Source organism: Variovorax sp. GW821-FHT09D07, from assembly GCF_059416345.1.
In genome coordinates, this window is sequence record NZ_JBWKOY010000007.1 from 133,234 (window position 1) to 152,801 (window position 19,568).

General features: G+C 69.6%; 20 protein-coding genes. 7 read left to right on the forward strand and 13 right to left on the reverse strand.

Annotated elements, in window-relative coordinates; translation table 11 throughout:
• Position 1: 1 nt before the first annotated feature.
• From AC07OX_RS23430 to AC07OX_RS23450, 5 genes are all read right to left on the reverse strand, one after another.
• On the reverse strand, positions 2–772 hold the full coding sequence (locus tag AC07OX_RS23430; protein WP_495262062.1) for a fumarylacetoacetate hydrolase family protein: 771 nt from the start codon (positions 770–772) through the stop codon (positions 2–4).
• Positions 769–1,404, reverse strand: a complete 636-nt coding sequence (locus AC07OX_RS23435) for a fumarylacetoacetate hydrolase family protein (RefSeq protein WP_159273493.1) — start codon at positions 1,402–1,404, stop codon at positions 769–771. The genes AC07OX_RS23430 and AC07OX_RS23435 overlap by 4 nt, the downstream gene beginning before the upstream one ends.
• The gene (hpaR, locus tag AC07OX_RS23440) at positions 1,401–1,838 is read right to left on the reverse strand and encodes a homoprotocatechuate degradation operon regulator HpaR (RefSeq protein WP_056583837.1); all 438 of its coding nucleotides are present in this window, start codon (positions 1,836–1,838) and stop codon (positions 1,401–1,403) included. The genes AC07OX_RS23435 and hpaR overlap by 4 nt, the downstream gene beginning before the upstream one ends.
• A gap of 87 nt (positions 1,839–1,925) precedes the next feature.
• A complete protein-coding gene (locus AC07OX_RS23445) occupies positions 1,926–2,930 on the reverse strand; it encodes a tripartite tricarboxylate transporter substrate binding protein (RefSeq protein WP_495262063.1) in 1,005 nt (334 codons plus the stop codon).
• On the reverse strand, positions 2,927–4,627 hold the full coding sequence (locus AC07OX_RS23450) for an FAD-dependent oxidoreductase (protein WP_495262064.1): 1,701 nt from the start codon (positions 4,625–4,627) through the stop codon (positions 2,927–2,929). The genes AC07OX_RS23445 and AC07OX_RS23450 overlap by 4 nt, the downstream gene beginning before the upstream one ends.
• Positions 4,628–4,728: 101 nt before the next feature.
• Between AC07OX_RS23450 and AC07OX_RS23455 the strand changes: the two genes are divergently transcribed.
• The 3 genes from AC07OX_RS23455 to AC07OX_RS23465 are packed head-to-tail and all read left to right on the forward strand — an operon-like array spanning position 4,729 to position 8,608.
• The gene (locus tag AC07OX_RS23455; protein ID WP_235944202.1) at positions 4,729–5,628 is read left to right on the forward strand and encodes a LysR family transcriptional regulator; all 900 of its coding nucleotides are present in this window, start codon (positions 4,729–4,731) and stop codon (positions 5,626–5,628) included.
• Positions 5,629–5,651: 23 nt separating this feature from the next.
• On the forward strand, positions 5,652–7,043 hold the full coding sequence (gene radA / locus AC07OX_RS23460; protein WP_495262065.1) for a DNA repair protein RadA: 1,392 nt from the start codon (positions 5,652–5,654) through the stop codon (positions 7,041–7,043).
• 47 nt (positions 7,044–7,090) lie between these two features.
• The gene (locus AC07OX_RS23465) at positions 7,091–8,608 is read left to right on the forward strand and encodes a BCCT family transporter (protein WP_354345277.1); all 1,518 of its coding nucleotides are present in this window, start codon (positions 7,091–7,093) and stop codon (positions 8,606–8,608) included.
• 101 nt (positions 8,609–8,709) lie between these two features.
• Here AC07OX_RS23465 and AC07OX_RS23470 read toward each other — a convergent pair whose 3' ends face one another.
• Positions 8,710–9,165, reverse strand: coding sequence for a hypothetical protein (locus AC07OX_RS23470; protein ID WP_062476817.1), 456 nt, complete (start codon positions 9,163–9,165; stop codon positions 8,710–8,712).
• Between the two features lie 172 nt (positions 9,166–9,337).
• On the opposite strand from AC07OX_RS23470, the gene AC07OX_RS23475 reads away from it, so the two are divergent.
• Both AC07OX_RS23475 and AC07OX_RS23480 read left to right on the forward strand, forming a co-directional pair.
• Positions 9,338–9,727, forward strand: coding sequence for a VOC family protein (locus AC07OX_RS23475; protein ID WP_167394955.1), 390 nt, complete (start codon positions 9,338–9,340; stop codon positions 9,725–9,727).
• Complete coding sequence (locus AC07OX_RS23480; protein WP_095743211.1) at positions 9,715–10,143, forward strand: glycerate kinase; 429 nt, start codon at positions 9,715–9,717, stop codon at positions 10,141–10,143. Before AC07OX_RS23475 ends, AC07OX_RS23480 begins: the two co-directional genes overlap by 13 nt.
• Before the next feature lie 33 nt (positions 10,144–10,176).
• On the opposite strand, the gene AC07OX_RS23485 is transcribed toward AC07OX_RS23480, so the two are convergent.
• Positions 10,177–11,169 (reverse strand): recombination-associated protein RdgC, encoded by a 993-nt coding sequence (locus AC07OX_RS23485; RefSeq protein WP_495262066.1) that lies wholly within the window; start codon positions 11,167–11,169, stop codon positions 10,177–10,179.
• Positions 11,170–11,307: 138 nt separating this feature from the next.
• Here AC07OX_RS23485 and AC07OX_RS23490 point away from each other — a divergent pair, with 138 nt between their 5' ends.
• Together AC07OX_RS23490 and AC07OX_RS23495 are read left to right on the forward strand one after the other, a co-directional pair.
• A complete protein-coding gene (locus AC07OX_RS23490; RefSeq protein ID WP_095949799.1) occupies positions 11,308–12,261 on the forward strand; it encodes a branched-chain amino acid transaminase in 954 nt (317 codons plus the stop codon).
• An 8-nt stretch (positions 12,262–12,269) separates the two neighbouring features.
• Positions 12,270–12,479 carry a zinc-finger domain-containing protein gene (locus AC07OX_RS23495; RefSeq protein ID WP_007836801.1) on the forward strand — a complete coding sequence of 70 codons (210 nt, stop codon included), beginning with the start codon at positions 12,270–12,272 and terminating at the stop codon, positions 12,477–12,479.
• A 51-nt stretch (positions 12,480–12,530) separates the two neighbouring features.
• On the opposite strand, the gene AC07OX_RS23500 is transcribed toward AC07OX_RS23495, so the two are convergent.
• From AC07OX_RS23500 to AC07OX_RS23525, 6 genes are all read right to left on the reverse strand, one after another.
• On the reverse strand, positions 12,531–13,760 hold the full coding sequence (locus AC07OX_RS23500) for an O-antigen ligase family protein (RefSeq protein ID WP_495262067.1): 1,230 nt from the start codon (positions 13,758–13,760) through the stop codon (positions 12,531–12,533).
• A 65-nt stretch (positions 13,761–13,825) separates the two neighbouring features.
• Complete coding sequence (locus AC07OX_RS23505; protein WP_062476799.1) at positions 13,826–15,034, reverse strand: ATP-binding protein; 1,209 nt, start codon at positions 15,032–15,034, stop codon at positions 13,826–13,828.
• Positions 15,035–15,050: 16 nt separating this feature from the next.
• Positions 15,051–15,773, reverse strand: a complete 723-nt coding sequence (locus AC07OX_RS23510) for a response regulator (protein ID WP_062476797.1) — start codon at positions 15,771–15,773, stop codon at positions 15,051–15,053.
• A gap of 193 nt (positions 15,774–15,966) precedes the next feature.
• Complete coding sequence (locus AC07OX_RS23515) at positions 15,967–16,779, reverse strand: beta-ketoacyl synthase chain length factor (RefSeq protein ID WP_495262068.1); 813 nt, start codon at positions 16,777–16,779, stop codon at positions 15,967–15,969.
• Positions 16,776–17,978 carry a beta-ketoacyl-[acyl-carrier-protein] synthase family protein gene (locus AC07OX_RS23520; protein WP_495262069.1) on the reverse strand — a complete coding sequence of 401 codons (1,203 nt, stop codon included), beginning with the start codon at positions 17,976–17,978 and terminating at the stop codon, positions 16,776–16,778. Before AC07OX_RS23520 ends, AC07OX_RS23515 begins: the two co-directional genes overlap by 4 nt.
• 155 nt (positions 17,979–18,133) lie before the next feature.
• Positions 18,134–19,528 (reverse strand): AmpG family muropeptide MFS transporter, encoded by a 1,395-nt coding sequence (locus AC07OX_RS23525; protein WP_070063493.1) that lies wholly within the window; start codon positions 19,526–19,528, stop codon positions 18,134–18,136.
• Between the last annotated feature and the right edge of the window lie 40 nt (positions 19,529–19,568).

Sequence of the window (19,568 nt, forward strand, 5' to 3'; positions counted from 1 at the left end):
GTCAGCGTGCGGCGATGGTGTTGACCAGGGCGCCGATGCCGTCGATCTCGGTCACGACCACATCGCCCGGCTGGCAATCGACCACGCCGTCGGGCGTGCCGGTGAGGATCAGGTCGCCCGGCGACAGCGTCATGAAGCGGCTGAAGTACTCGATGAGGAAGGGCGCGTCGAAGATCATGTCGCGCGTGTTGCCCTGCTGCGTGACGGTGCCGTTCACCGTGGTGCGCAGCGCGAGCGCCATCGGGTCAGCCACGTCGGCCGCATCGACGAACCACGGGCCCAGCGGCGTGCAGGTGTCGCGGTTCTTCACGCGCAGGTTGGGGCGGTACCAGTTCTCGAGGTAGTCGCGGATCGCGTAGTCGTTGGCCACCGTGTAGCCGCCGATGAAGTCGTACGCGTCGTCGCGCTTCACGTGCTTCGCGGTCTTGCCGACCACGATGACGAGCTCGCACTCGTAGTGCATGAACTTCACGTCGGCCGGGCGGTGCGTGAGCTGGCGGTGGCCGATGAGCGTGCTCTGGCCCTTGACGAACACCAGCGGTTCCTCGGGCGCCTTGAACTCCAGCTCTTTGGCGTGGTCGGCGTAGTTGAGGCCGAGCGCGAGGATGGTGCGCGGGCGCGCCGTGGGCGCGAGCGGCGGCAGCCACACGAGCTGCTCCTGCGGCACGACGCGGCCATCTTGGAGCCGCACGGCCGCGTCGGCCTGGCCGTTGAATTCGTGCGCGGTGCCGGTGTGCTCGCGGCCTTCGAAGATGACGCGTGCTTGCTTCATGCCGTTGCTTCCTTCACCAGCGTGTTGCTCAGGGTCTCGAACCCCGGCGCGGAGATGTCGATGCGGTCGCCTGCGCGGGCCAGCGGGCGGCCCAGGTCGCAACCGAGCATCAGCACGTCGCCGTGCGCCAGCGTCATGAACTCGCCCACGTCGGCCAGCAGCTGGGGCGCGGGGCGCACGAGCTGCGAGAAGTCGATCGACTGCTTCAGTTCGCCGTTGATGCGCACCTCGACGCGGAACTGCGCCGGGTCGGCCACCTCCTGCGCATCGCGCAGCGCCGGGCCGATGCCCAGGAAGCCGTCGACGCACTTGAACTTCACCGGCGGGCGAAAGAAGCTCGCATGCGGAATCGACAGGTCGTTCAGCAGCACGAAGCCTTCGATGTCGCCCTCGGCGCCGATCACCATGCCGATGCTGGCGCCGACTTCCACGTCGGACACCGCGGCGGGCACGGTGACGGTGCTGCCGTGCGGGCTCCAGGTGTTGGCCGTCTTCACGTAGAGCACGGGCGCCTTCGGCGGTGCCTTGTAGGGCGCCTCGGTCATCTGCGGCGCGAGCGCCGCGGCCTCGGCGCGGAAGTTCAGCAGCGTGCCGTACACGGTGCCGGTGGGGAGAAAGGAGGAGGTGGTCATGGTTCGGGTTGCTCCAGCGCGATCAGTTCGTCCAGCAGGCCGTAGAGCTGCGTCAGCTTGGCCTTGCCCAGCGACTGTTCCATCCAGTCGTAGTGCGCCTCGATGCTGGTGCCCAGGCGCTTCACGAGCTTCATGCCGTGCGGCGTGGCCTCGACCACGGTGCGGCGCTGGTCGGCCGGGTCGCGGGCGCGGGTGATGAGGTTGTCGCGCTCCATGCGCGCCAGCACGCCCGTGAGGCTGGGGCCGAGGATGAAGGCCTCGCGCGCGACGCGGCCGGTGTCGACCGCGCCGTGCTCGCCGAGCACGCGCAGCACGCGCCATTGCTGGTCGGACAGCGCGTGCTCGCGCAGGCTGGGCCGCGTGTGGGCCATCACGGCTTCGCGGGCCTGCAGCAGCAGGCGCGGCAAATTGCGGTGCGTGAAGGTGGTGCTCAAAAGCTGTGCCTCTCAGAATTATTTAACATGTTAAATGAATGCCGAAAAAACACGCCTGCGGGATAACCCTTGCGGGCTTGTTGGCGCTCAGTCGATCGTCGTGCCGGAAGCGCGGATCACCCGGCCCCAGCGTTCGGTTTCGCTGCGGATGTAGGCGGCCAATTGCTCCGGCGCACCTGCGCCGTGTGCGCCGGGCGCGGCCGGCTCGAAGCCTTCGTTCTCGAGCTTCTGGCGCAGCGCGGGCTGCGCGACGAGGCGGGCGATCTCCTGGCTGCAGCGGTCGATGAAGGCCTTGGGCGTGCCCGCGGGCGCGACCACGCTCTGCCACGCCACCGCCTCGAAATCGGCGGTGCCCGCCACGCCCGACTCGGCCACGGTCGGCACGGCGGGGAAGGTCGGCTGGCGCTTGCGCGAGGTCACGGCCAGCGCGCGCAGCTTGCCGCTGCGCACGTGCTGCAGGGCCGGTGCGATGTCGGTGAACATGAGCTGCAGCTGGCCGCCGAGCAGGTCGGTCAGCGCGAGCGCGCTGCCCTTGTAGGGCACGTGCACCATGTTCGCCGCGGTCGCGACCTTGAACATCTCCGCGCCCAGGTGCTGCGGGCTGCCGTTGCCGGCGGAGCCGTAGCTCAGCGCGTCGGGCCGCGACTTCGCGAGCGCCACCAGCTCGGCCAGCGTGTTCGCCGGCACCGACGGATGCACCACCACCATCAGCGGCACCGCGCCGATGAGGCCGACCGGTGCGAAGTCTTTCGCGGGGTCGTACGAGAGCTTCTTGTAGAGCCAGGGGTTGATGGCGAGCGTGGTGCTGGTCGCGACCAGCAGCGTCGTGCCGTCGGGCGCGGCGCGTGCCACCTGCGAGGCACCGATGGCGGTGCCGGCGCCCGGCCGGTTGTCGACGATCACGGTGCGGCCCAGCGCGGAGCCCAGTTGCTGCGCAATGAGCCGGCCGAGCATGTCGGTCGTGCCGCCGGGCGCGTAGGGCACGACGAGGGTGATGGGCTTGTCGCCTTGTGCCCGCACGAGGGCGGGACCTGCGGCGCAGGCGGCGGCGGACAGCGCGCCCAGATGGCGCAAGGCATGGCGACGGTTCATTGGCTTGTCTCTCTTTCTTGTTCGGATGTCGGTGCGGCCACCACGGCGGCGCCGCGCAGCAGGTCGACCAGCGCGAGCGCGTCGGCCGGCACGGCATGCCCGCGCCAGGCCACGTGCTGGTCGGGGCGCGAGATGACGAGTGGCCGGTCGTACACGGCGGTGGCGGCCGAGGCGCGGATGTCCAGCGTGCGCAGCGGCAGGCCGCGCGCCGCGGCGGCGGCTTCGAGCGGCGCGACATCGATCGCGGGGTCCAAGCGCAGCAGCGTGTAGCCCTCGCCGGGCATCGCCATCGCGTCGTACAGCGAGCGCCCGTCGTCCAGCCACAGGTGCGGCGTGCGGCAGCCCGGCACGGTCGAGGGCGTGAACTCGTACATCGTGTAGGCGGGCGCGGCCTCGCCGTCGTAGGCGATGAGCGGCGAGCCCTCGTAGAAGTAGCCGAAGTTGAGGCCACCGCAGCAGTACTGCTGCACGTTCAGGTCGTACAGCGCCTGGCCGCGTGCGGCGCGCAGCGCGTCGCCCTCGGGCCCGGGCGCCTCGATGTCCTCGGGCACGCCTTCGCGCTGGCGCTGGAGCGCCAGCGCGTGGTTCATCGCGAACCGCGACACCTGCTCGGTGATCGGCTGGCGCTCGGCCTCGTGCGCCGCGAGCGCGCCCTCGGCCAGCCAGCCGTGCAGCCGGCCCGCGAGCAGCCACGAGAGGTTCATCGCATCGGCGATGCCGGCGTTCATGCCGTAGCCCGCCATCGGAATCCACAGGTGCGCCGCGTCGCCGCAGATGAACACGCGGCGGTCGCGGAAGCGGTCGGCCACGAGCCGGCGGCCGACCCAGTCTTCGTTGGAGATCACCTCGTAGTCGAAGTCCTCGCCCACGCCCAGGATCTGGCGGATCGCCCAGTCGCGGTCGATCGAGTCGAAGTCGGTCTCCTCGGGCAGCAGGTAGTTGTGCAGCAGCCAGGTCTCGCGCCCGTCGATGGCGTACACGTTGCCGCAGCGGCGCGGGTTCAGCGCGAAGGTGGCCCAGGCCGGCGGATGCTTCAGCAGGCCCAGCAGCGCGGGCGCGCGAAAGTAGGTCGACTGCACGCGGCCCACCACGTCGGTGCCGTGCAGGCTGGCGCCGATCTTCTTGCGCACCGTCGAGCGGCTGCCGTCGCAGCCGACGAGGTACTGGCAGCGGATGCGCACCGCGCGGCCGTCGTCCAGGTCCACGCCCGTGGCCCACACGCCCTCGTCGTCCTGTTCGAAGTCGTCGATGCGCGTGCGGTTGCGGATGCGCAGGCCGGGCGTGGCCTCGGCATGCGCGAACAGCACCGGCTCGAGAAAGATCTGGTTGATGCGGTGCGGCGGCTCCGCCGTGGGCCACCAGGTGTCGGGGCCGCCGGTGGCGGTGTAGCGCTCGCGGCGCGCGGGGATCGGAATGCGCGACAGCTCCATGCCCGTCACAGCCGTGCGGTAGGCCACGTCGTTGGGGTAGTCGGCCGGCAGGCCCGCGTCGCGCAGCGCCTGTGCCACGCCCAGGCGGCGGAACACCTCCATCGAACGCGCCGCCACGTGGTTGCACTTCACGTTGGGTGGTTCGCCGCGATGGCGGATCTCGGTCATCAGCACGTCGATGCCGCGTTGCGCCAGGTCGATGGCCAGCGTCAGCCCCACGGGGCCGGCGCCGACGATCAGCACCTGGGCTTGCAGTTGCTCGGTCATGGGTTGCTTGTCTCCAGATTCTTGTGAGGCGCCATTACAGTGCCGAACCGGCTCGCGGAAAAAGTGAAACTTTCATGGCCATTCATAAAAAACCACTATCAATGCGCGGTGTGCCTTCTGTGAGGCAGCTGCGTGCGTTCGCGGCCGTGTACCACAGCGGCCAGCTGTCGAGTGCGGCGGCTGCGCTGTCGCTGACGCAACCGGCCGTCAGCGTGCTGCTGCGTGAACTCGAAGCGCGGCTCGGCGTGCGCCTGTTCGACCGCACCACGCGTTCGCTGCAACGCACCGAGGCCGCGAACGAGGCCATCGCCTATGCCGAGCGCGTGCTGGCCGAACTCGATGCACTGGGCACCGGCATGGCCGAGCTGGCGGCGGGCCGGCGCGGGCGCGTGCGCATCGCGGCCACGTCCACCATCGCGCAGACGCTGATGCCCAAGGCCCTGCGCCGCTACCTCGACCTGCATCCCGACGTGAAGGTCGCCATCGAAGACTGCGCGCCCGGGCAGTTCGTGGAGAAGGTGCTCGGCGAGCAGGTCGACTTCGGCGTGGGCACGCTGCAGGCGCGCACGCCGGGGCTGGACCAGCGCGTGTTCGTGCACGACCACCTCGCGGTGATTGCCGACCGCGACCTGCGCCTGCCCGGCACCGACCGCATCACCTGGCGGCAGCTCGCGGGCCATCCGCTGATCACGGTCAAGCCCGGGTACGGCGTGCGCAGCAGCATCGACATTGCCGCCGCAACCGCCGGCGTGCGGCTGGACATCGCCTACGAGGTGACGCTGTTGACCACGGCGCTCGCGATGGCGGCCAGCGGGCTCGGCCCGGCGCTGCTGCCGGCGTCGATCCTCGCGCATGCCGACCACACGCGGCTGGTCGCGCGGCGGCTCATGCGCCCGACGGTGGCACGCAACATCGCGGTCGTGACGCGGCAGGGCCGATCGCTCTCGCCGGCCGCGGCGGCGTTCGCGGACCTGCTGGTGCGCGAATTTGCCATCGCCTGAACCGCGCCCCCTAAACTCGCTGCATGGCCAAGGACAAAACAACTTTCGTCTGCAGCGAATGCGGCGGCACCAGCCCCAAGTGGCTCGGCAAATGCCCCAGCTGCGGTGCATGGAACACACTCATCGAACAGGTCGCCGGCGCGGCCAACGGACCGGCCAACAACCGCTTCGGCACGCAGTTCGCGTCGCTCGCGGGCGCGTCTGAACTCGCCACGCTGTCGGAAATCGAAGCGACCGATATCGCGCGCACGCCTACCGGCATCGACGAGCTCGACCGCGTGCTCGGCGGCGGCATCGTGTCGGGTGGCGTCACGCTGATCGGCGGCGACCCGGGCATCGGCAAGTCGACGCTGCTGCTGCAGGCGGTCGACGCACTGCAGCGCGCGGGGCAGAACGCGCTGTACGTCACAGGCGAAGAAAGCGGCTCGCAGGTGGCGCTGCGCTCCAAGCGGCTCGGGCTCGACCATTCGCAGGTGCAGGTGCTGGCCGAGATCCAGCTCGAAAAAATCATCGCCACGCTCGACGCCACGCGCCCGGCCATCGCGGTGATCGACTCCATCCAGACGGTGTACTCCGACCAGCTCACCTCCGCGCCCGGCTCGGTGGCGCAGGTGCGCGAATGCGCGGCGCACCTCACGCGCTTTGCCAAGACCAGCGGCACGGCCGTGGTGCTGGTGGGCCACGTCACGAAAGAAGGTGCGCTGGCCGGCCCGCGCGTGCTCGAGCACATGGTCGACACGGTGCTGTATTTCGAAGGCGACACGCACTCGAGCTTTCGCCTCGTGCGCGCCATCAAGAACCGCTTCGGCGCGGTGAACGAGATCGGCGTGTTCGCCATGACCGAACGCGGCCTGAAGGGCGTGACCAACCCGAGCGCGATCTTCTTGAACCAGCACGCCGAGCCGGTGCCCGGCAGCGTGGTGCTGGTCACGCTCGAAGGCACGCGACCGATGCTGGTGGAAATCCAGGCGCTGGTCGACAACGGCGGGCCGAGCCCGCGCCGGCTGTCGGTGGGCCTGGACCGCGACCGCCTCGCGATGCTGCTGGCCGTGCTGCACCGCCACGCGGGCGTGGCCTGCATGGACCAGGACGTGTTCGTCAACGCGGTGGGCGGCGTGCGCATCAGCGAGCCCGCGGCCGACCTGGCCGTGATGCTGGCCATCACCTCCAGCCTGCGCGGCAAGCCGCTGCCCAAGGGCTTCATCGCGTTCGGCGAAGTCGGCCTGGCCGGCGAGGTGCGGCCCGCGCCGCGCGGCCAGGAGCGCCTGCGCGAAGCCGCCAAGCTGGGCTTCAGCGTGGCCGTGGTGCCGAAAGCGAACGCGCCGCGCAAGGGCACGAAGGAGATCGAAGGCCTGACCATCCACCCGGTCGACCGCATCGAAGAAGCGATGGACGTGGTGCGGCGTCTGGACTGACGCGCGGCGCTGCAGGCGCATCATTCATTTTTACGGAGGGTCCCCCCATGCAACTCATCGTCTCCGCCGGGCTGATCGCCGTGGTCGTGCTGTGGGGGCTGGTGTCTCCTGCGTCGCTCGACCGCGTGTTCAGCACCGCGCTCGCCGACATCACGCGCAACTTCGGCTGGTTCTACCTGTGGGTGGTGCTCGGGCTGGTGGTGCTGGCCTTCTTCCTGGCGTTCAGCCGTTTCGGCGACCTGAAGCTGGGCGACGAGGACGACGAGCCCGAGTTCTCCATCGGCGCCTGGTTCGCGATGCTGTTCGCGGCCGGCATGGGCATCGGCCTGGTGTTCTGGGGCGTGGCCGAGCCGATCTCGCACTACGCGAACCCGCCGCCCGGTGTGATCCCCGGCACGCCCGATGCAGCCGGCGTGGCCATGCGCTACGCCTTCTTCCACTGGGGGCTGCACCCCTGGGCGATCTACGGCATCGTCGGCCTGTCGATCGCCTTCTTCAGCTTCCGCCGCAAGGCGCTGCCGCTGGTCAGCTCGGCCACCGAGGCGCTGCCGTGGCGCTTCGTGCAGCGGCTGTCGCCGGCCTTCAACGTGCTGGCCGTGGTGGCCACGGCCTTCGGCGTCGCGGCCTCGCTGGGCATGGGCGCGACGCAGATCAACAGCGGGCTGCACGCGGCCTTCGGCACGGACATCGGCCGCTGGACGCAGGCGGTGATCATCGTGGTGACGACGGTGCTGTTCATCACCTCGGCGGTCACCGGCGTCGAGCGCGGCGTGAAGTGGCTGTCGATGGGCAACCTGGTGCTGGCCGCGCTGCTGGCGCTCACGGTGCTGGTGGTGGGGCCGACCATCGCCATCGTCGAGACCTTCACCAACACGCTGGGTTCGTACCTCGCCGAGTTCGTGCGCATGAGCCTGCGCATGAACCCGTTCCGCAACAGCTCGTGGGTGGCCGACTGGACGCTCTTCTACTGGGCCTGGTGGCTGGCGTGGTCGCCGTTCGTGGGCCTGTTCATTGCGCGCGTGTCGCGCGGCCGCACGATCCGCCAGTTCATCCTGGGCACGGTGATCGCGCCCACGCTGGTGGGCTTCGCGTGGTTCTCGGTGTTCGGCGGCGCGGCGCTCAACTTCGAGATCTTCCAGGGCGTGCCGCTGGTCGAGTCGGTGAAGGCCGACGTGTCGACCACCATGTTCGTGATGTTCAAGGCGATGCCCATGGGCGGGCTGCTGTCGATCGTGGCCACGCTGCTGGTGTTCGTGTTCTTCGTGACCTCGGGCGATTCCGCGACGCTGGTGCTGGGCATCATGAGCACGAAGGGCAACCCGAATCCGCCGGCCCGCGTGAAGATCACCTGGGGCGTGCTGGTGGCGGCGATTGCGCTGAGCCTGCTGTTCGCGGGCGGCATCAAGGCGATCCAGACGGCGACCATCGTGTTCGCGCTGCCGTTTGCGTTCGTGATCCTGCTGATGGCGCTGTCGGTCACGCTGGCCATCCGCGACGACTGGAACGCCGAGCAGAAACGCGAACGCGAGCTGCGACGCAAGATGCGGCAGCTCGTGAACTGGTAGGACGGACAAAAAAACGCCCGGCGCGCGGTGGACACGCGCCGGGCCTACCCTCCCTACCTTCCCTGGCCTCCCTGGCCTCCCTGGCCTTCTGTGTTCTTTGCTTAGCTTCCGATGTGCATCGTGAACGCCGGCCCGTTGTTGAGCACGCACTGGCCGCTGCCCAAGGTGGCGGAGTTCATCGTGTACTGGCAACTCAGGTTGCCGCCGCGACTGCCGGTGGCGTTCGCCACCCCGGCGGTGCGCGAGCCGGCCACGCGGGTCGCCTCTCCCTGAAACTGTTCGGCACCGATCTGCGCGCTGAAGTGGCCGCGGCCGTTCATGTCGTTGGTCACCGTGCCCCCGACGGCGCCGTAGCGCGCGGCTTCGGCGTTCGACGGATACAGCCGCGCGCTGAAGGTCTGCGACACCGGCCCCGGTGCCACGGCGTAGCTTTGCTGCGACGGCGCGACGGGAGCGGGTTGTCCGAGCGGCACCACGTAGCAACCGCTGAGGACGGTGCCCGCGAGTGCGGCGGCAAGGGTGAGTCGAACGAAGGTGACGGAACGCGGGATGTTCATGCGTTTCTCGGTGGCCCGGGCAGATGCCCGTGCGGCGAAATGTGCCCGCACCCGCCCCGGCACCGCGTGCCTTTCGCCGGGAGTACCGCTTTCTGCGCCCGGCGGTAGCCACGGCGGCTACTGCGACGGGGTCGGGGCCGCACAATCGCGGGCCGTTTCTCGCAGGCACCGAATGAAATCCACCGCACCACCCATTGCCGCCGTCATGGTCCACGTCACCGATGTGAACGCGGCGCTGCGCTGGTACGCCGACGCCTTCCCCGATGCGGTGCCGATGTCGATCGGCTCGCCGGCCTTCGAGTGCCTGTCGGTCCACGGCGTGCTGCTGGAGCTCGTGCCGGCCGACGCGAAGGTCGGCGCCGGTGCCTCGGGCTCGGTCGTGTACTGGAACGTCGCCGACTTCGATGCGGCGCTGGCCCACCTCGAGGCCTGCGGCGCGCCGCTGTACCGCGGCCCGCTGCGGCTCGAGGGCGACGAGCACATGGCACAGGTGCGCGACCCCTGGGGCAACTGCATCGGCTTGCGGGGGCCTTCCACCGGGCGGCGACAATGCGCCCCATGAATTTCCAGAAATTGCTGGTGCCCGTGGGGGCCGTCGTTCTCCTCGGCCTGTCTTGGCACCAATACGGATGGGGCGGCGTGGCGTTCGCCGGCGGTGCGATCGTGATGTTCCTGCTGATGCACTTCAACCGCACGATGCAGGTGCTCAAGCGGGCCGCCGACCGGCCCATCGGCACGGTGGCGAGCTCGGTGATGCTGAATGCCAAGCTCAAGCCCGGCGTGACGCTGATGCACGTCATCGCGATGACGCGCGCGCTCGGCGAGCAGCGCTCGCCCGAGAACGAGCAGCCCGAGCTGTACCGCTGGACCGACGCCGGCGGTTCCTACGTCGATGCCGTGTTCAACGGCGGCAAGCTGCAGAGCTGGACGCTCACGCGGCCCGAGGCGTCGGCCGACGAAGAAACGCCCGCGGCCTGAAGGCGGCGCGGGCGCTTTGCCTGATTCAGAACCTCAGAACGGCGCGTCTTCTTCTTCGGGCGTGTCGGCCTGAGCCGCAGGTGCGGTGGCCGCAGCCTTCGGCGCTTCATCCGGCGGTGCCGCCGAGAACGCCGCCTCGCCGCCCAGCGCGTCGAGCAGCGCCGGCACCAGCTGGCCGAGTTCGCCGGTGGCAATGGCCACGTCGGCGTCGAAGTTGTCTTCCTTCTTGCCACCCGCCGCGCCGTCGCCCGTGCCTTCGAGGAAGGTGATCTTGCGGATCAGCAGGCCGTGCGTGAGCTCGAAGGACACGCGGTCGTCCCAGGTGAGCGCCAGGCGCGTCGGGCGCTTGCCGTCGGTGATGTGCCGCTTGACCTCGTCGATGTCCAGCGCGTGCTTGGCGTAGCGCACCACGGCCTTGGAGTCGTCCGAGGCCTTGAGCTCGCACTCGCGGTCGATGCTGAAGCCGGCCGGCGGCTCCTGCGTCAACAGCCAGTTGGCCATGGCGGCGGCCGGCTCGATCTGCGTGTTGATCAGCGCCACGGCAAAGCCGTCGAGCGACTTCACGAGGCTGGTGACCACTTCGTCGGCGCGCGCGGCATTGCCGCAGTTGATCACGAGGCGGTTCTCCGCCTTGTCGATCCACACCGTGACGCGCGCGCTGCGCGTGAAGGCCATGGGCAGCAGCTCCAGGGTGATGTCTTCCTTGAGCTCCTTCTTTTCCTTCTTGCCGGGCTTGCGGCCGGTGGTGGTCTCGATGTGGGCGCAGCGCTCGTCGAGCTTGCGGCGCACCACGGAGCCGGGGACCTGCTTGCTCTCGATCATGTACTCGACCAGCCACTGGCCGTCGATGGACTCCACCAGCGGGCCGTTGGCCTCGCCGCGCGGCTCGACCCAGCCGGCGGACTTTTCCTGCGAGGGGCCGCAAGGCACGAAGCGTTGCTTGCTGAGCCCTTCTTCTGCCTCGGTCAGTGATTGGGACCAGGCAGGTTCGATGCGATAGACGATGACGTTCTTGAATACGGACACGGGAACCCTTTTTCCACTGGTTGGCACAACCGGCCATTGTCGGGCACCCGGTTCCGGGCTCGGCCGTAAAATCGAAAGCTTTTGCGACTTCCCAGTGGGTCGCCCCCCCCCCCACACCGCTCCCAAAGGAATCAGGAAATGAGCTCGATCCCCCCCTCGCTGGACGACCGTGACGGCAAGATCTGGATGGACGGCGAACTCGTGGACTGGCGCGACGCCAAGATCCACGTGCTGAGCCATACGCTGCACTACGGGTGCGGCGCCTTCGAGGGCGTGCGCGCCTACAAGACGGCCGACGGCGCCACCGCCATCTTCCGCCTGGCCGAGCACACCGAGCGCCTGTTCAACAGCGCCAAGATCCTGCGCATGAAGATCCCGTTCTCGCAGGAACAGCTGAACGAAGCCCAGAAGCAGGTCGTGCGCGAGAACAAGCTCGAAAGCTGCTACCTGCGCCCCCTGATCTGGATCGGCTCCGAGAAGCTGGGCGTGAGCCCCAAGGGCAACAAGATTCACGCCATGGTCGCGGCCTGGTCGTGGGGCGCCTACCTCGGCGAAGAAGGCATGCGCCGCGGCATCCGCGTGAAGACCTCCAGCTACACCCGCCACCACGTCAACATCACGATGACGCAGGCCAAGACGGTGAGCAACTACACCAACTCGATCCTCGCCAACATGGAAGCGCTGGACGACGGCTACGACGAGGCGCTGCTGCTCGACGCGAGCGGCTTCGTGTCCGAAGGCGCGGGCGAGAACGTGTTCGTGGTCAAGGGCGGCGTGGTCTACACGCCCGACCTGTCGGCCGGCGCCCTGAACGGCATCACGCGCAACACGATCCTGCACATCTGCAAGGACCTGGGGATCGAGCTCGTGCAAAAGCGCATCACGCGCGACGAGGTGTACGTGGCCGACGAGGCCTTCTTCACCGGCACGGCCGCCGAAGTGACGCCCATCCGCGAACTCGACCGCATCGAGATCGGCAACCGTGGCGACGGCGGCGCGCGCGGCCCGGTCACCGAGAAGATCCAGTCGGCCTTCTTCGACATCGTGAACGGCAAGAACCCCAAGTACGCCCACTGGCTCACGAAGGTCTGAGGAACAACATGTCCACCAATGCAGTCGTCGAACTCCTCGCGAAGGAGCTCAACCACCAGGGCGGCGTGTTCTGCCCCAGCCCCAAGGCCGACATGAAGCTCTGGAACAGCCACCCGAAGGTCTACCTCGACGTGGCGCGCACCGGCGAAGCCAAGTGCCCGTACTGCGGCACGGTGTACCGCCTGAAGGCGGGCGAGACCGTGTCCAGCCGCCACTGAGCGGCCAGGCGGAAAGAAAAAAAACCGGCCCTCGCGGCCGGTTTTTTCGTTTCAGCTTGGCCGGGCCCTCGGCCACAGGCCGCGCCACGGATCGGGGTCCTGCGATTCCTGCGCCAGCCGCAGGTAGACCATCGCGATCCACAGCACCGCCAGCCCGATCTGCGCGTCGCGCATGGCCGAGTTCACGCTCGACGCGATGAGTGCGATGAGTGTCGCGGCCAGCGCGTAGCGGCCGGCGATGTCGGGCCGGCGCCAGGCCTGCCAGACGGCGACCAGCATGATCGCCAGCAGGCTCAGGATGCCGGGGATGCCGCTTTGCGCGCCCACCCAGAGGAAGTCGTTGTGCGGCATGTTGGAGTCGGCGAACAGCGCCGGGCCGCGCTTGTGCCACTGGTCGGTCCAGCCGCCGATGCCCCAGCCCGCGACGGGCTGGTCGGCGATCATGGCGCCGGTGTCTCGGTACATGTAGTAGCGGATGATCCAGCTGCCGTGGAACACGGCGCCGGTCTGCGCTTTCTCGAGTTCCTCGATGCCGGTCTCGACCTTCTGCTGCAGCTGCGGCAGCTGGTACAGGCTTGCGCCGATCACCACCGCGCCCAGGATCAGCGCCGCCGACAGCGCCTTCAGGTGGTTCTTCCACTGATGCAGGCAGACCACCGGAATCACCAGCAGCAGCGCGAGCACCGAGGTGCGCGACGTGAGCGGCAGCGCGACCACGGCGCCCAGCCCGAGCACGAGCGCGAAGGCCGCCAGTGCGCGCAGGGGCCGGTGCCCCGTGATCTGCGACAGCCCGTAGACCGCGGCGCTGGCCGCGACGATGCTGAACAGCAGCGCGTTGCTGATCGACTTGTTGCCCACTTCCATCACCACGCCGCGCAGCGCGCCCGGCACCGGAAAGCCCAGGCTGTAGTGCAGCACGATGAGCACGATGTTGAGCGCCGCGATCAAGAGGAAGCCGCGCAGCGCCCACAGCGCCTCCTCGCGCGTGAGCGCCATCGCCATCAGGAAGGTGAAGGCGATGCGCAGCCCGTGGAACAGGTTGGAGGGGGTCTCGGGGTAGTGCGGCCGCACGGCCAGCACGATCAAGGTCCACGCCACGTAGGCGACCACCGGCCACCACAGCGGGTTGGCGCGCAGCCGCGCATAGCGCTCGCGCAAGCCGCCGCCCACCAGCAGGGCAAGCAGCAGCACGATGGCCGACAGGTAGGTGACGCCGACCGGCATGAACACCACCAGCCCCCAGAACATGGCCGCGGGCCGAACGATGTGCGATCTCTGCATAGGGCCGGGATTTTAGGTGCGGCCCCTCGGCCGAACCTGACTTGCCCCTGTGCGCCCGCTGGCGCTCAGTGCGCTGCGGCGGCGATGGCTTTGGCCGGCAGGCAGATCACGAAGCTCGCGCCGCCACCCGGCCGGTCTTCGCAGCGCACCGATCCGCCGTGGCGCTCGGCGATCGACTTCACCAGCGCCAGCCCCAGGCCGACGCCGCCATTGCGCTCGCTGGCGCCCGGCAGGCGGTAGAAGGGCTCGAAGATGCGTTCGCGCAAGGTCGCCGGCACGCCCGGCCCGCGGTCGTTGACGCGCACCGTGGCGTAGCCGCCGGCGCTGCCGAGTTCGACGCTGATCTCGCCGGCGCCGTAGCGGCGGGCGTTCTCGAGCAGGTTGCGGATCGCGCGGCGCAGCAGGCGCGACACGCCCGGCACGGTGAGCGTGGCGTTGTCGGTGCCTTCGGCCAGGTCGAGTTCGGCGTTCACCTGCGCGCACTCTTCGGCGGCCAGACCGGTCAGGTCGACGGCTTCGATGGTGCCCATGTCGGCCTCGCTGGCGTCGAGCCGGCTGGCCAAGAGGATCTCGTCGATGAGCTGGTCGAGCTCGCCGATGTTGCGCGAGATTTCCTCGCGCGCCGCCGGGCTGGGCTGGTCGCCCATGAGCTCCAGGCCCATGCGGATGCGGGTGAGCGGCGAGCGCAGCTCGTGCGAGGCGTTCGCCAGCAGCGACTTGTGGGAACGCACGAGCTGCTCGATGCGTTCGGCGGAGGCATTGAATCGCTTGGAGAGATCGGCCACTTCGTCTTGTCCTTCCTCTATCACGCGCGCCGAGAGGTCGCCCTCGCCCCAGCGCTGCACGCCGCGCTGCAGGGTCTCGAGCCGCTGGGTGATGCGCCGCACGATCGGGTAGACGCCCAGCGCCACCGCCACGCCCACGAGCGCAATCATCCAACCCAGCCCGAACGGGGTGCGCCAGGGCGCGAAGCCGCCAGTGCCGGTGGGGCGCTCGCGCGGCGCCACGCGCAGCGTCATGTCGCGGCCGTCGCTCAGCTGCACGTCGAACTCCAGGCCCTGGCCGGGCACGCGCATGGCCTTGCCGGTGCCGATGGTGCGGTCCTGGCTGTCGAGCACGACCACTTCGCGCGGCACCGGCGCCAGGCGTTCGCGCTCGGCCTCGGCGGCCACGCGCACGATCCAGTTGGCCATCAGCGTGAGGATGACCACGCCGCCGACCACCGCGAGCCAGATGCGGACGTAGAGGTGGCGGCGGTAGAGGCTGCGCAGCATCGCGGGGCGGTCCTGGTCAGTCCTGTTGCTTGGCGAAGACGTAGCCCACGCCGCGCACCGTCAGGATGCGCTTGGGGTTCTTCGCGTCGACCTCGATGGCCGCGCGGATGCGGCCCATGTGCACGTCGATCGAGCGGTCGAAGGCTTCGAGCTCGCGGCCGCGCACGGCTTCCATGATCTGGTCGCGCGTGAGCACGCGGCCCGCGCGCTCGGCCATCGCCACCAGCAGGTCGAACTGGTAGGAGGTGAGGTCGGCCAGCGCGCCGGCCACCGACACGGTGCGCGCGTTGCGGTCGATCTCGAGCGTGCCGAAGCGCATCACCGTGGAGGCTTCGGCCTCGGTGGCGTTCTCGCTGCGACGGCGCAGCACGGCGCGGATGCGCGCCAGCAGCTCGCGCGGCTCGAAGGGCTTGGGCAGGTAGTCGTCGGCGCCGATCTCCAGGCCGATGATGCGGTCCATCGGGTCGCCCTTGGCCGTGAGCATCAGCACCGACACCTTGGCCAGCGGGCCGGGCAGGGCGCGAATGCGGCGGCAGACCTCGAGCCCGTCGGTGTCGGGCAGCATCAGGTCGAGGATCACCAGGTCGGGCGCGTGCTGCTGCAGCTGCTCCAGGCCGGTGGCGCCGTCGCCGGCGTGGTTGAAGGCGAAACCCGACTGCGTCAGGTACTCGCCCACCATCTGCGCCAGGCGGGCGTCGTCTTCGATCATCAGGAGTTGGGGGGTGCTCATGCGCTTCATGGTCGTTCACCGGGAGCAAGCGGGCTTGAACGCTCCGTAAAGTTGGGTAAACGCAGCATCGCCCTGTCAACCTGGATCGCTGCGAAAAACATAGCGCCTCGCCCAGGTTGCGTGGGCGCCATGCGGCAATGATGACGTACCGGGGCGCGGTTGCGTGTGTCAACACGCACCGCCGCCCCCCGGCGCAGGCCGGTCAGCCCGCGGCCTGCAGGCGCAGCCGCAGGGCCAGCGCGGCCGACAGCGGCAGGTCGATGGGCGCGTCGGCGCTGCCCGGGGCCTGGGCCAGCGCCTCGAACAGGGGCAGGGCGTCGGCCATCGGGTTGATGTCCTTCAGCGTGGCGGCGGCGGCCGAGCGCGGCGCGGTCGCCGTACCGTCGCCGACCAGCGACCAGTCGAGGCTGGCCACCGTGCGGGCCGTGCGCTCGGGCGCGATCACCAGCGCCACGGCCAGCAGGCCGCGGCTGTCGGTCACCGAGGCCAGCGCGCCGACCGTGGGGGCGTCGTAGCCCACCAGCAGCACCGGCGTCTGGTCGGCCGCGCACTGCACGGCCGCTTCGAGCAGGCCGGCGGCAAAGCTGTGGCCATAGGCCGAGACGGCGTTGCTGGCCGCCATGCAACCGGTGCCGATGGTCCAGTAGCCCACGGCCGCGTTGTGCACCGAGTTGTGGAACTTGGTGGGCGACAGCATCTTCGGGTCGCCCGCGAGCGTGCTGCACATGTAGTCGTTGATCGACAGGTCGCCGTGCGCCGACGTGAACACGCAGGGCACGTCGGCCGCGGGCCGGTCGGCACCTGCGATGGCCGCGGCGGCCACTTCGAGCGCCAGCGCCACGGTGTCGGGCGCGCGGCGGCGCTCGGCCGGGGCCAGCACCTGCGGCGAGGGCCGCTTGGCGGGCGGATCGGCCAGCGCGCTTTCGCCGCGGAAGGCCGCGCGCGCGGCCTCCCAGCCGGGCAGCGTGGGGGTCCAGAAGGCGGGGCCTTCGATGTAGAGCGTGGGGGTGCTCATGCCGTCACCGCCTTGCCGAAGACCAGCGCGCAGTTGTTGCCGCCGAAGCCGAAGGAGTTGGACAGCGCGTAGCGCACCTCGCCCGTGGCGGGTTCGAGCTTGATCTGGGGGCCGAAGCCTTCGTCCAGCGTGCGCGTGTTGACCGTGCCCGGCATCAGGCCGCGCTCGATCGCCAGCAGGCAGACGACGGCCTCGACGATGCCCGCGGCGCCCAGCGTGTGGCCCATGAAGCCCTTGGTCGAGCTGGCGTGCGTGCGCGCCGGGAAGCGGCGCGCCACCAGCGCGCCCTCGACCTCGTCGTTCTTCTGGCTCGCCGTGCCGTGCATGTTGATGTAGTCGATGGCGTCGGCCGACAGGCCGGCGCGGGCCAGCGCGTCGTCGAGTGCGCGCTCGGCGCCCAGGCCCTCGGGGTGCGGCGTCGACATGTGGTGTGCGTCGCTGGCTTCGCCGTAGCCCAGCAGCTGCGTGGCGCTCTCGCCCGCCTGCACGCGCTCGACCAGCGCGAAGCCCGCGGCCTCGCCCAGGCTGATGCCCTTGCGGTCGGCGTCGAAGGGGCGGCAGGGCTCGGTGGAGACCAGCTCCAGCGAGTTGAAACCGAACAGCACGCTGCCGCACAGCGTGTCGGCGCCGCCGACCACGGCCGCGTCGGCCAGGCCCAGGCGGATCAGGCGCTCGGCCGAGGCGAACACCTTGGCGCTGGACGAGCAGGCGGTGGAAATCGTCTCGCTCGGGCCGTCGATGCCCAGCACCTGCTGCACGAACATGGCCAGCGAATGCGGCGTGTGGACGGCCGCGCGGCGCTGGTCCGGCGGAAAGTTGCCGTCGGCGTCGAGCTGCGTGTAGGCCAGCTCGGTCTCGCCGATGCTGGCCGTGGAGGTGCCGAGCACCAGCGCGATGCGCGTGGCACCGTACTTCTGGCGCGCGGCGGCTACGGCCTCGAGGAAGCCGTCGGCCTGCAGGCCCAGCCAGGCCAGCCGGTTGTTGCGGCAGTCCCAGAACGCGGCCGATTCGGGCAGGCGGACGTCTTCCAGGCCGTCGACGCGACCGATCCAGGTCGGCAGCGGCGCCTCGCCGAAGTCGTTGGCGCGCAGGCCGCTGCGGGAGTGCGCGAGTGCGTCGGCGTGCGCTTCCTTGCCGACGCCAACGGCCGAGGTGGCCGTGTAGGCACTGATTTGAAGGGGAGAAATTCGGGACGGCACGATGAATGTGGGGGCAGGCGACAGGCGAAAGGGCGTCGGCGACAGAAGAAAAAGCGGGAAAGCGCAATTTTCACGCAATGAATGTCGCAGCCTACCAGCGTTGCGTATCAGGTTGCGTCGGCTGTTTCCTATAGATGACAGCTCCGGCGCAGGCCCTATTGACGCTCGCCGTCGCCTGTGCGGGCCGCCATGCGCGAGGCCAGCGCCACCAGCAGCAGCACCGGCACGCCCAGCAGCGCGGTGGCGGTGAAGAAGGTGCTGTAGCCGTAGGCGTCGACAAACGCGCCCGAATAGCCGGCGATGAACTTCGGCAGCAGCAGCATCAGCGAGCTGAACAGCGCGTACTGCGTGGCCGAGTAGCTGATGTTGGTCAGGCTCGACAGGTAGGCGATGAAGGCCGCCGAGGCGATGCCGCCGGCCAGGTTGTCGGCCGAGACCACGGCGATCAGCGCCGTCAGGTCGTGCCCGCGCGTGGCCAGCCAGGCGAACAGCAGGTTGCTCGCGGCGCTCAGCACGGCGCCCAGCATCAGCACCCGCATCACGCCCAGGCGCATCGACAGCACGCCGCCCACGAAGGCGCCCACCAACGTCATGATCACGCCGTAGATCTTGCTGACCGTGGCCACCTGGTCCTTGGTGAAGCCCATGTCCACATAGAAGGGGTTGGCCATGATGCCCATCACCACGTCGCTGATGCGGTAGATGGCGATCAGCGCCAGGATCAGCGCCGCCTGCCACTTGTAGCGGCGGATGAAGTCGGCAAAAGGCTCGATCAGCACGCTTCGCAGCCATTCACCCGCGTTCTTCGCCTTCGGCAGCACGCGCCGCACCGGCTCGGGCGACAGCAGCACCGTGAGCACGCCCACCGCCATCGAGGCCGCCATGACGAGGTAGGCCGTCTTCCAGGCGCCGTTCTGGTAGGCCGCCGCGCCGGTGACGGCCACGGCGGGCGCCACCTCGGCCCAGGCCGCGACCCACAGCACGCCGGCGCCGGCCCAGATCATCGCGAGCCGGTAGCCCGTTTGATAGGCGGCGGCCAGCGCGGCCTGCTTGCGCGTCTCGGCCGATTCGATGCGGAAGGCGTCCAGCGCGATGTCCTGCGTGGCCGAGCCGAACGCCACCAGCAGCGCGCACCAGATCAGCGGCTGCAGCCCCAGGCGCGGGTCGTTCATCGCCATGCCGACGAGCCCGACGATCACCATGCCCTGCGCCAGCAGCAGCCAGCCGCGCCGGCGTCCGAGCAGCGTGGTCAGCGGCGGCAGCGGCAGCCGGTCGACCAGCGGCGCCCAGACCCACTTGAAGCCATAGGCCAACCCGACCCAGCTCAGGTAGCCGATGGTGGTGCGGTCGATGCCCGCCTCGCGCAGCCGGAAACTCAGCGTGCCCAGCACCAGCAGCAGCGGCAGGCCGGCCGAGAAGCCCAGCGCGAGCATGCGCAGGGTGGCGGGTTCGAGGTAGACCTTGAGCGCGTCGCGCCAGGGCAGCGCGGCGCTCGCGGGGGCTTGGGTGGGTTCGGCGGGCGGTGCGGACATGAGTGGGGGATTGTCCATGAGCTATGGAGGACATCGGTGCGCCCGCTCGTCTCCATTT

What these genes read in the sequence shown, in the direction of transcription:
- AC07OX_RS23525 (WP_070063493.1), bottom strand. Translation starts at nt 19,528, where the DNA reads ATGGACAATCCCCCACTCATGTCCGCACCGCCCGCCGAACCCACCCAA.
- AC07OX_RS23475 (WP_167394955.1), top strand. Translation starts at nt 9,338, where the DNA reads ATGAAATCCACCGCACCACCCATTGCCGCCGTCATGGTCCACGTCACC.
- AC07OX_RS23465 (WP_354345277.1), top strand. Translation starts at nt 7,091, where the DNA reads ATGCAACTCATCGTCTCCGCCGGGCTGATCGCCGTGGTCGTGCTGTGG.
- AC07OX_RS23480 (WP_095743211.1), top strand. Translation starts at nt 9,715, where the DNA reads ATGCGCCCCATGAATTTCCAGAAATTGCTGGTGCCCGTGGGGGCCGTC.
- AC07OX_RS23450 (WP_495262064.1), bottom strand. Translation starts at nt 4,627, where the DNA reads ATGACCGAGCAACTGCAAGCCCAGGTGCTGATCGTCGGCGCCGGCCCC.
- AC07OX_RS23505 (WP_062476799.1), bottom strand. Translation starts at nt 15,034, where the DNA reads ATGCTGCGCAGCCTCTACCGCCGCCACCTCTACGTCCGCATCTGGCTC.
- AC07OX_RS23495 (WP_007836801.1), top strand. Translation starts at nt 12,270, where the DNA reads ATGTCCACCAATGCAGTCGTCGAACTCCTCGCGAAGGAGCTCAACCAC.
- AC07OX_RS23490 (WP_095949799.1), top strand. Translation starts at nt 11,308, where the DNA reads ATGAGCTCGATCCCCCCCTCGCTGGACGACCGTGACGGCAAGATCTGG.
- AC07OX_RS23435 (WP_159273493.1), bottom strand. Translation starts at nt 1,404, where the DNA reads ATGACCACCTCCTCCTTTCTCCCCACCGGCACCGTGTACGGCACGCTG.
- AC07OX_RS23470 (WP_062476817.1), bottom strand. Translation starts at nt 9,165, where the DNA reads ATGAACATCCCGCGTTCCGTCACCTTCGTTCGACTCACCCTTGCCGCC.
- radA (WP_495262065.1), top strand. Translation starts at nt 5,652, where the DNA reads ATGGCCAAGGACAAAACAACTTTCGTCTGCAGCGAATGCGGCGGCACC.
- AC07OX_RS23515 (WP_495262068.1), bottom strand. Translation starts at nt 16,779, where the DNA reads ATGAGCACCCCCACGCTCTACATCGAAGGCCCCGCCTTCTGGACCCCC.
- AC07OX_RS23455 (WP_235944202.1), top strand. Translation starts at nt 4,729, where the DNA reads ATGCGCGGTGTGCCTTCTGTGAGGCAGCTGCGTGCGTTCGCGGCCGTG.
- AC07OX_RS23430 (WP_495262062.1), bottom strand. Translation starts at nt 772, where the DNA reads ATGAAGCAAGCACGCGTCATCTTCGAAGGCCGCGAGCACACCGGCACC.
- AC07OX_RS23445 (WP_495262063.1), bottom strand. Translation starts at nt 2,930, where the DNA reads ATGAACCGTCGCCATGCCTTGCGCCATCTGGGCGCGCTGTCCGCCGCC.
- AC07OX_RS23510 (WP_062476797.1), bottom strand. Translation starts at nt 15,773, where the DNA reads ATGAAGCGCATGAGCACCCCCCAACTCCTGATGATCGAAGACGACGCC.
- AC07OX_RS23500 (WP_495262067.1), bottom strand. Translation starts at nt 13,760, where the DNA reads ATGCAGAGATCGCACATCGTTCGGCCCGCGGCCATGTTCTGGGGGCTG.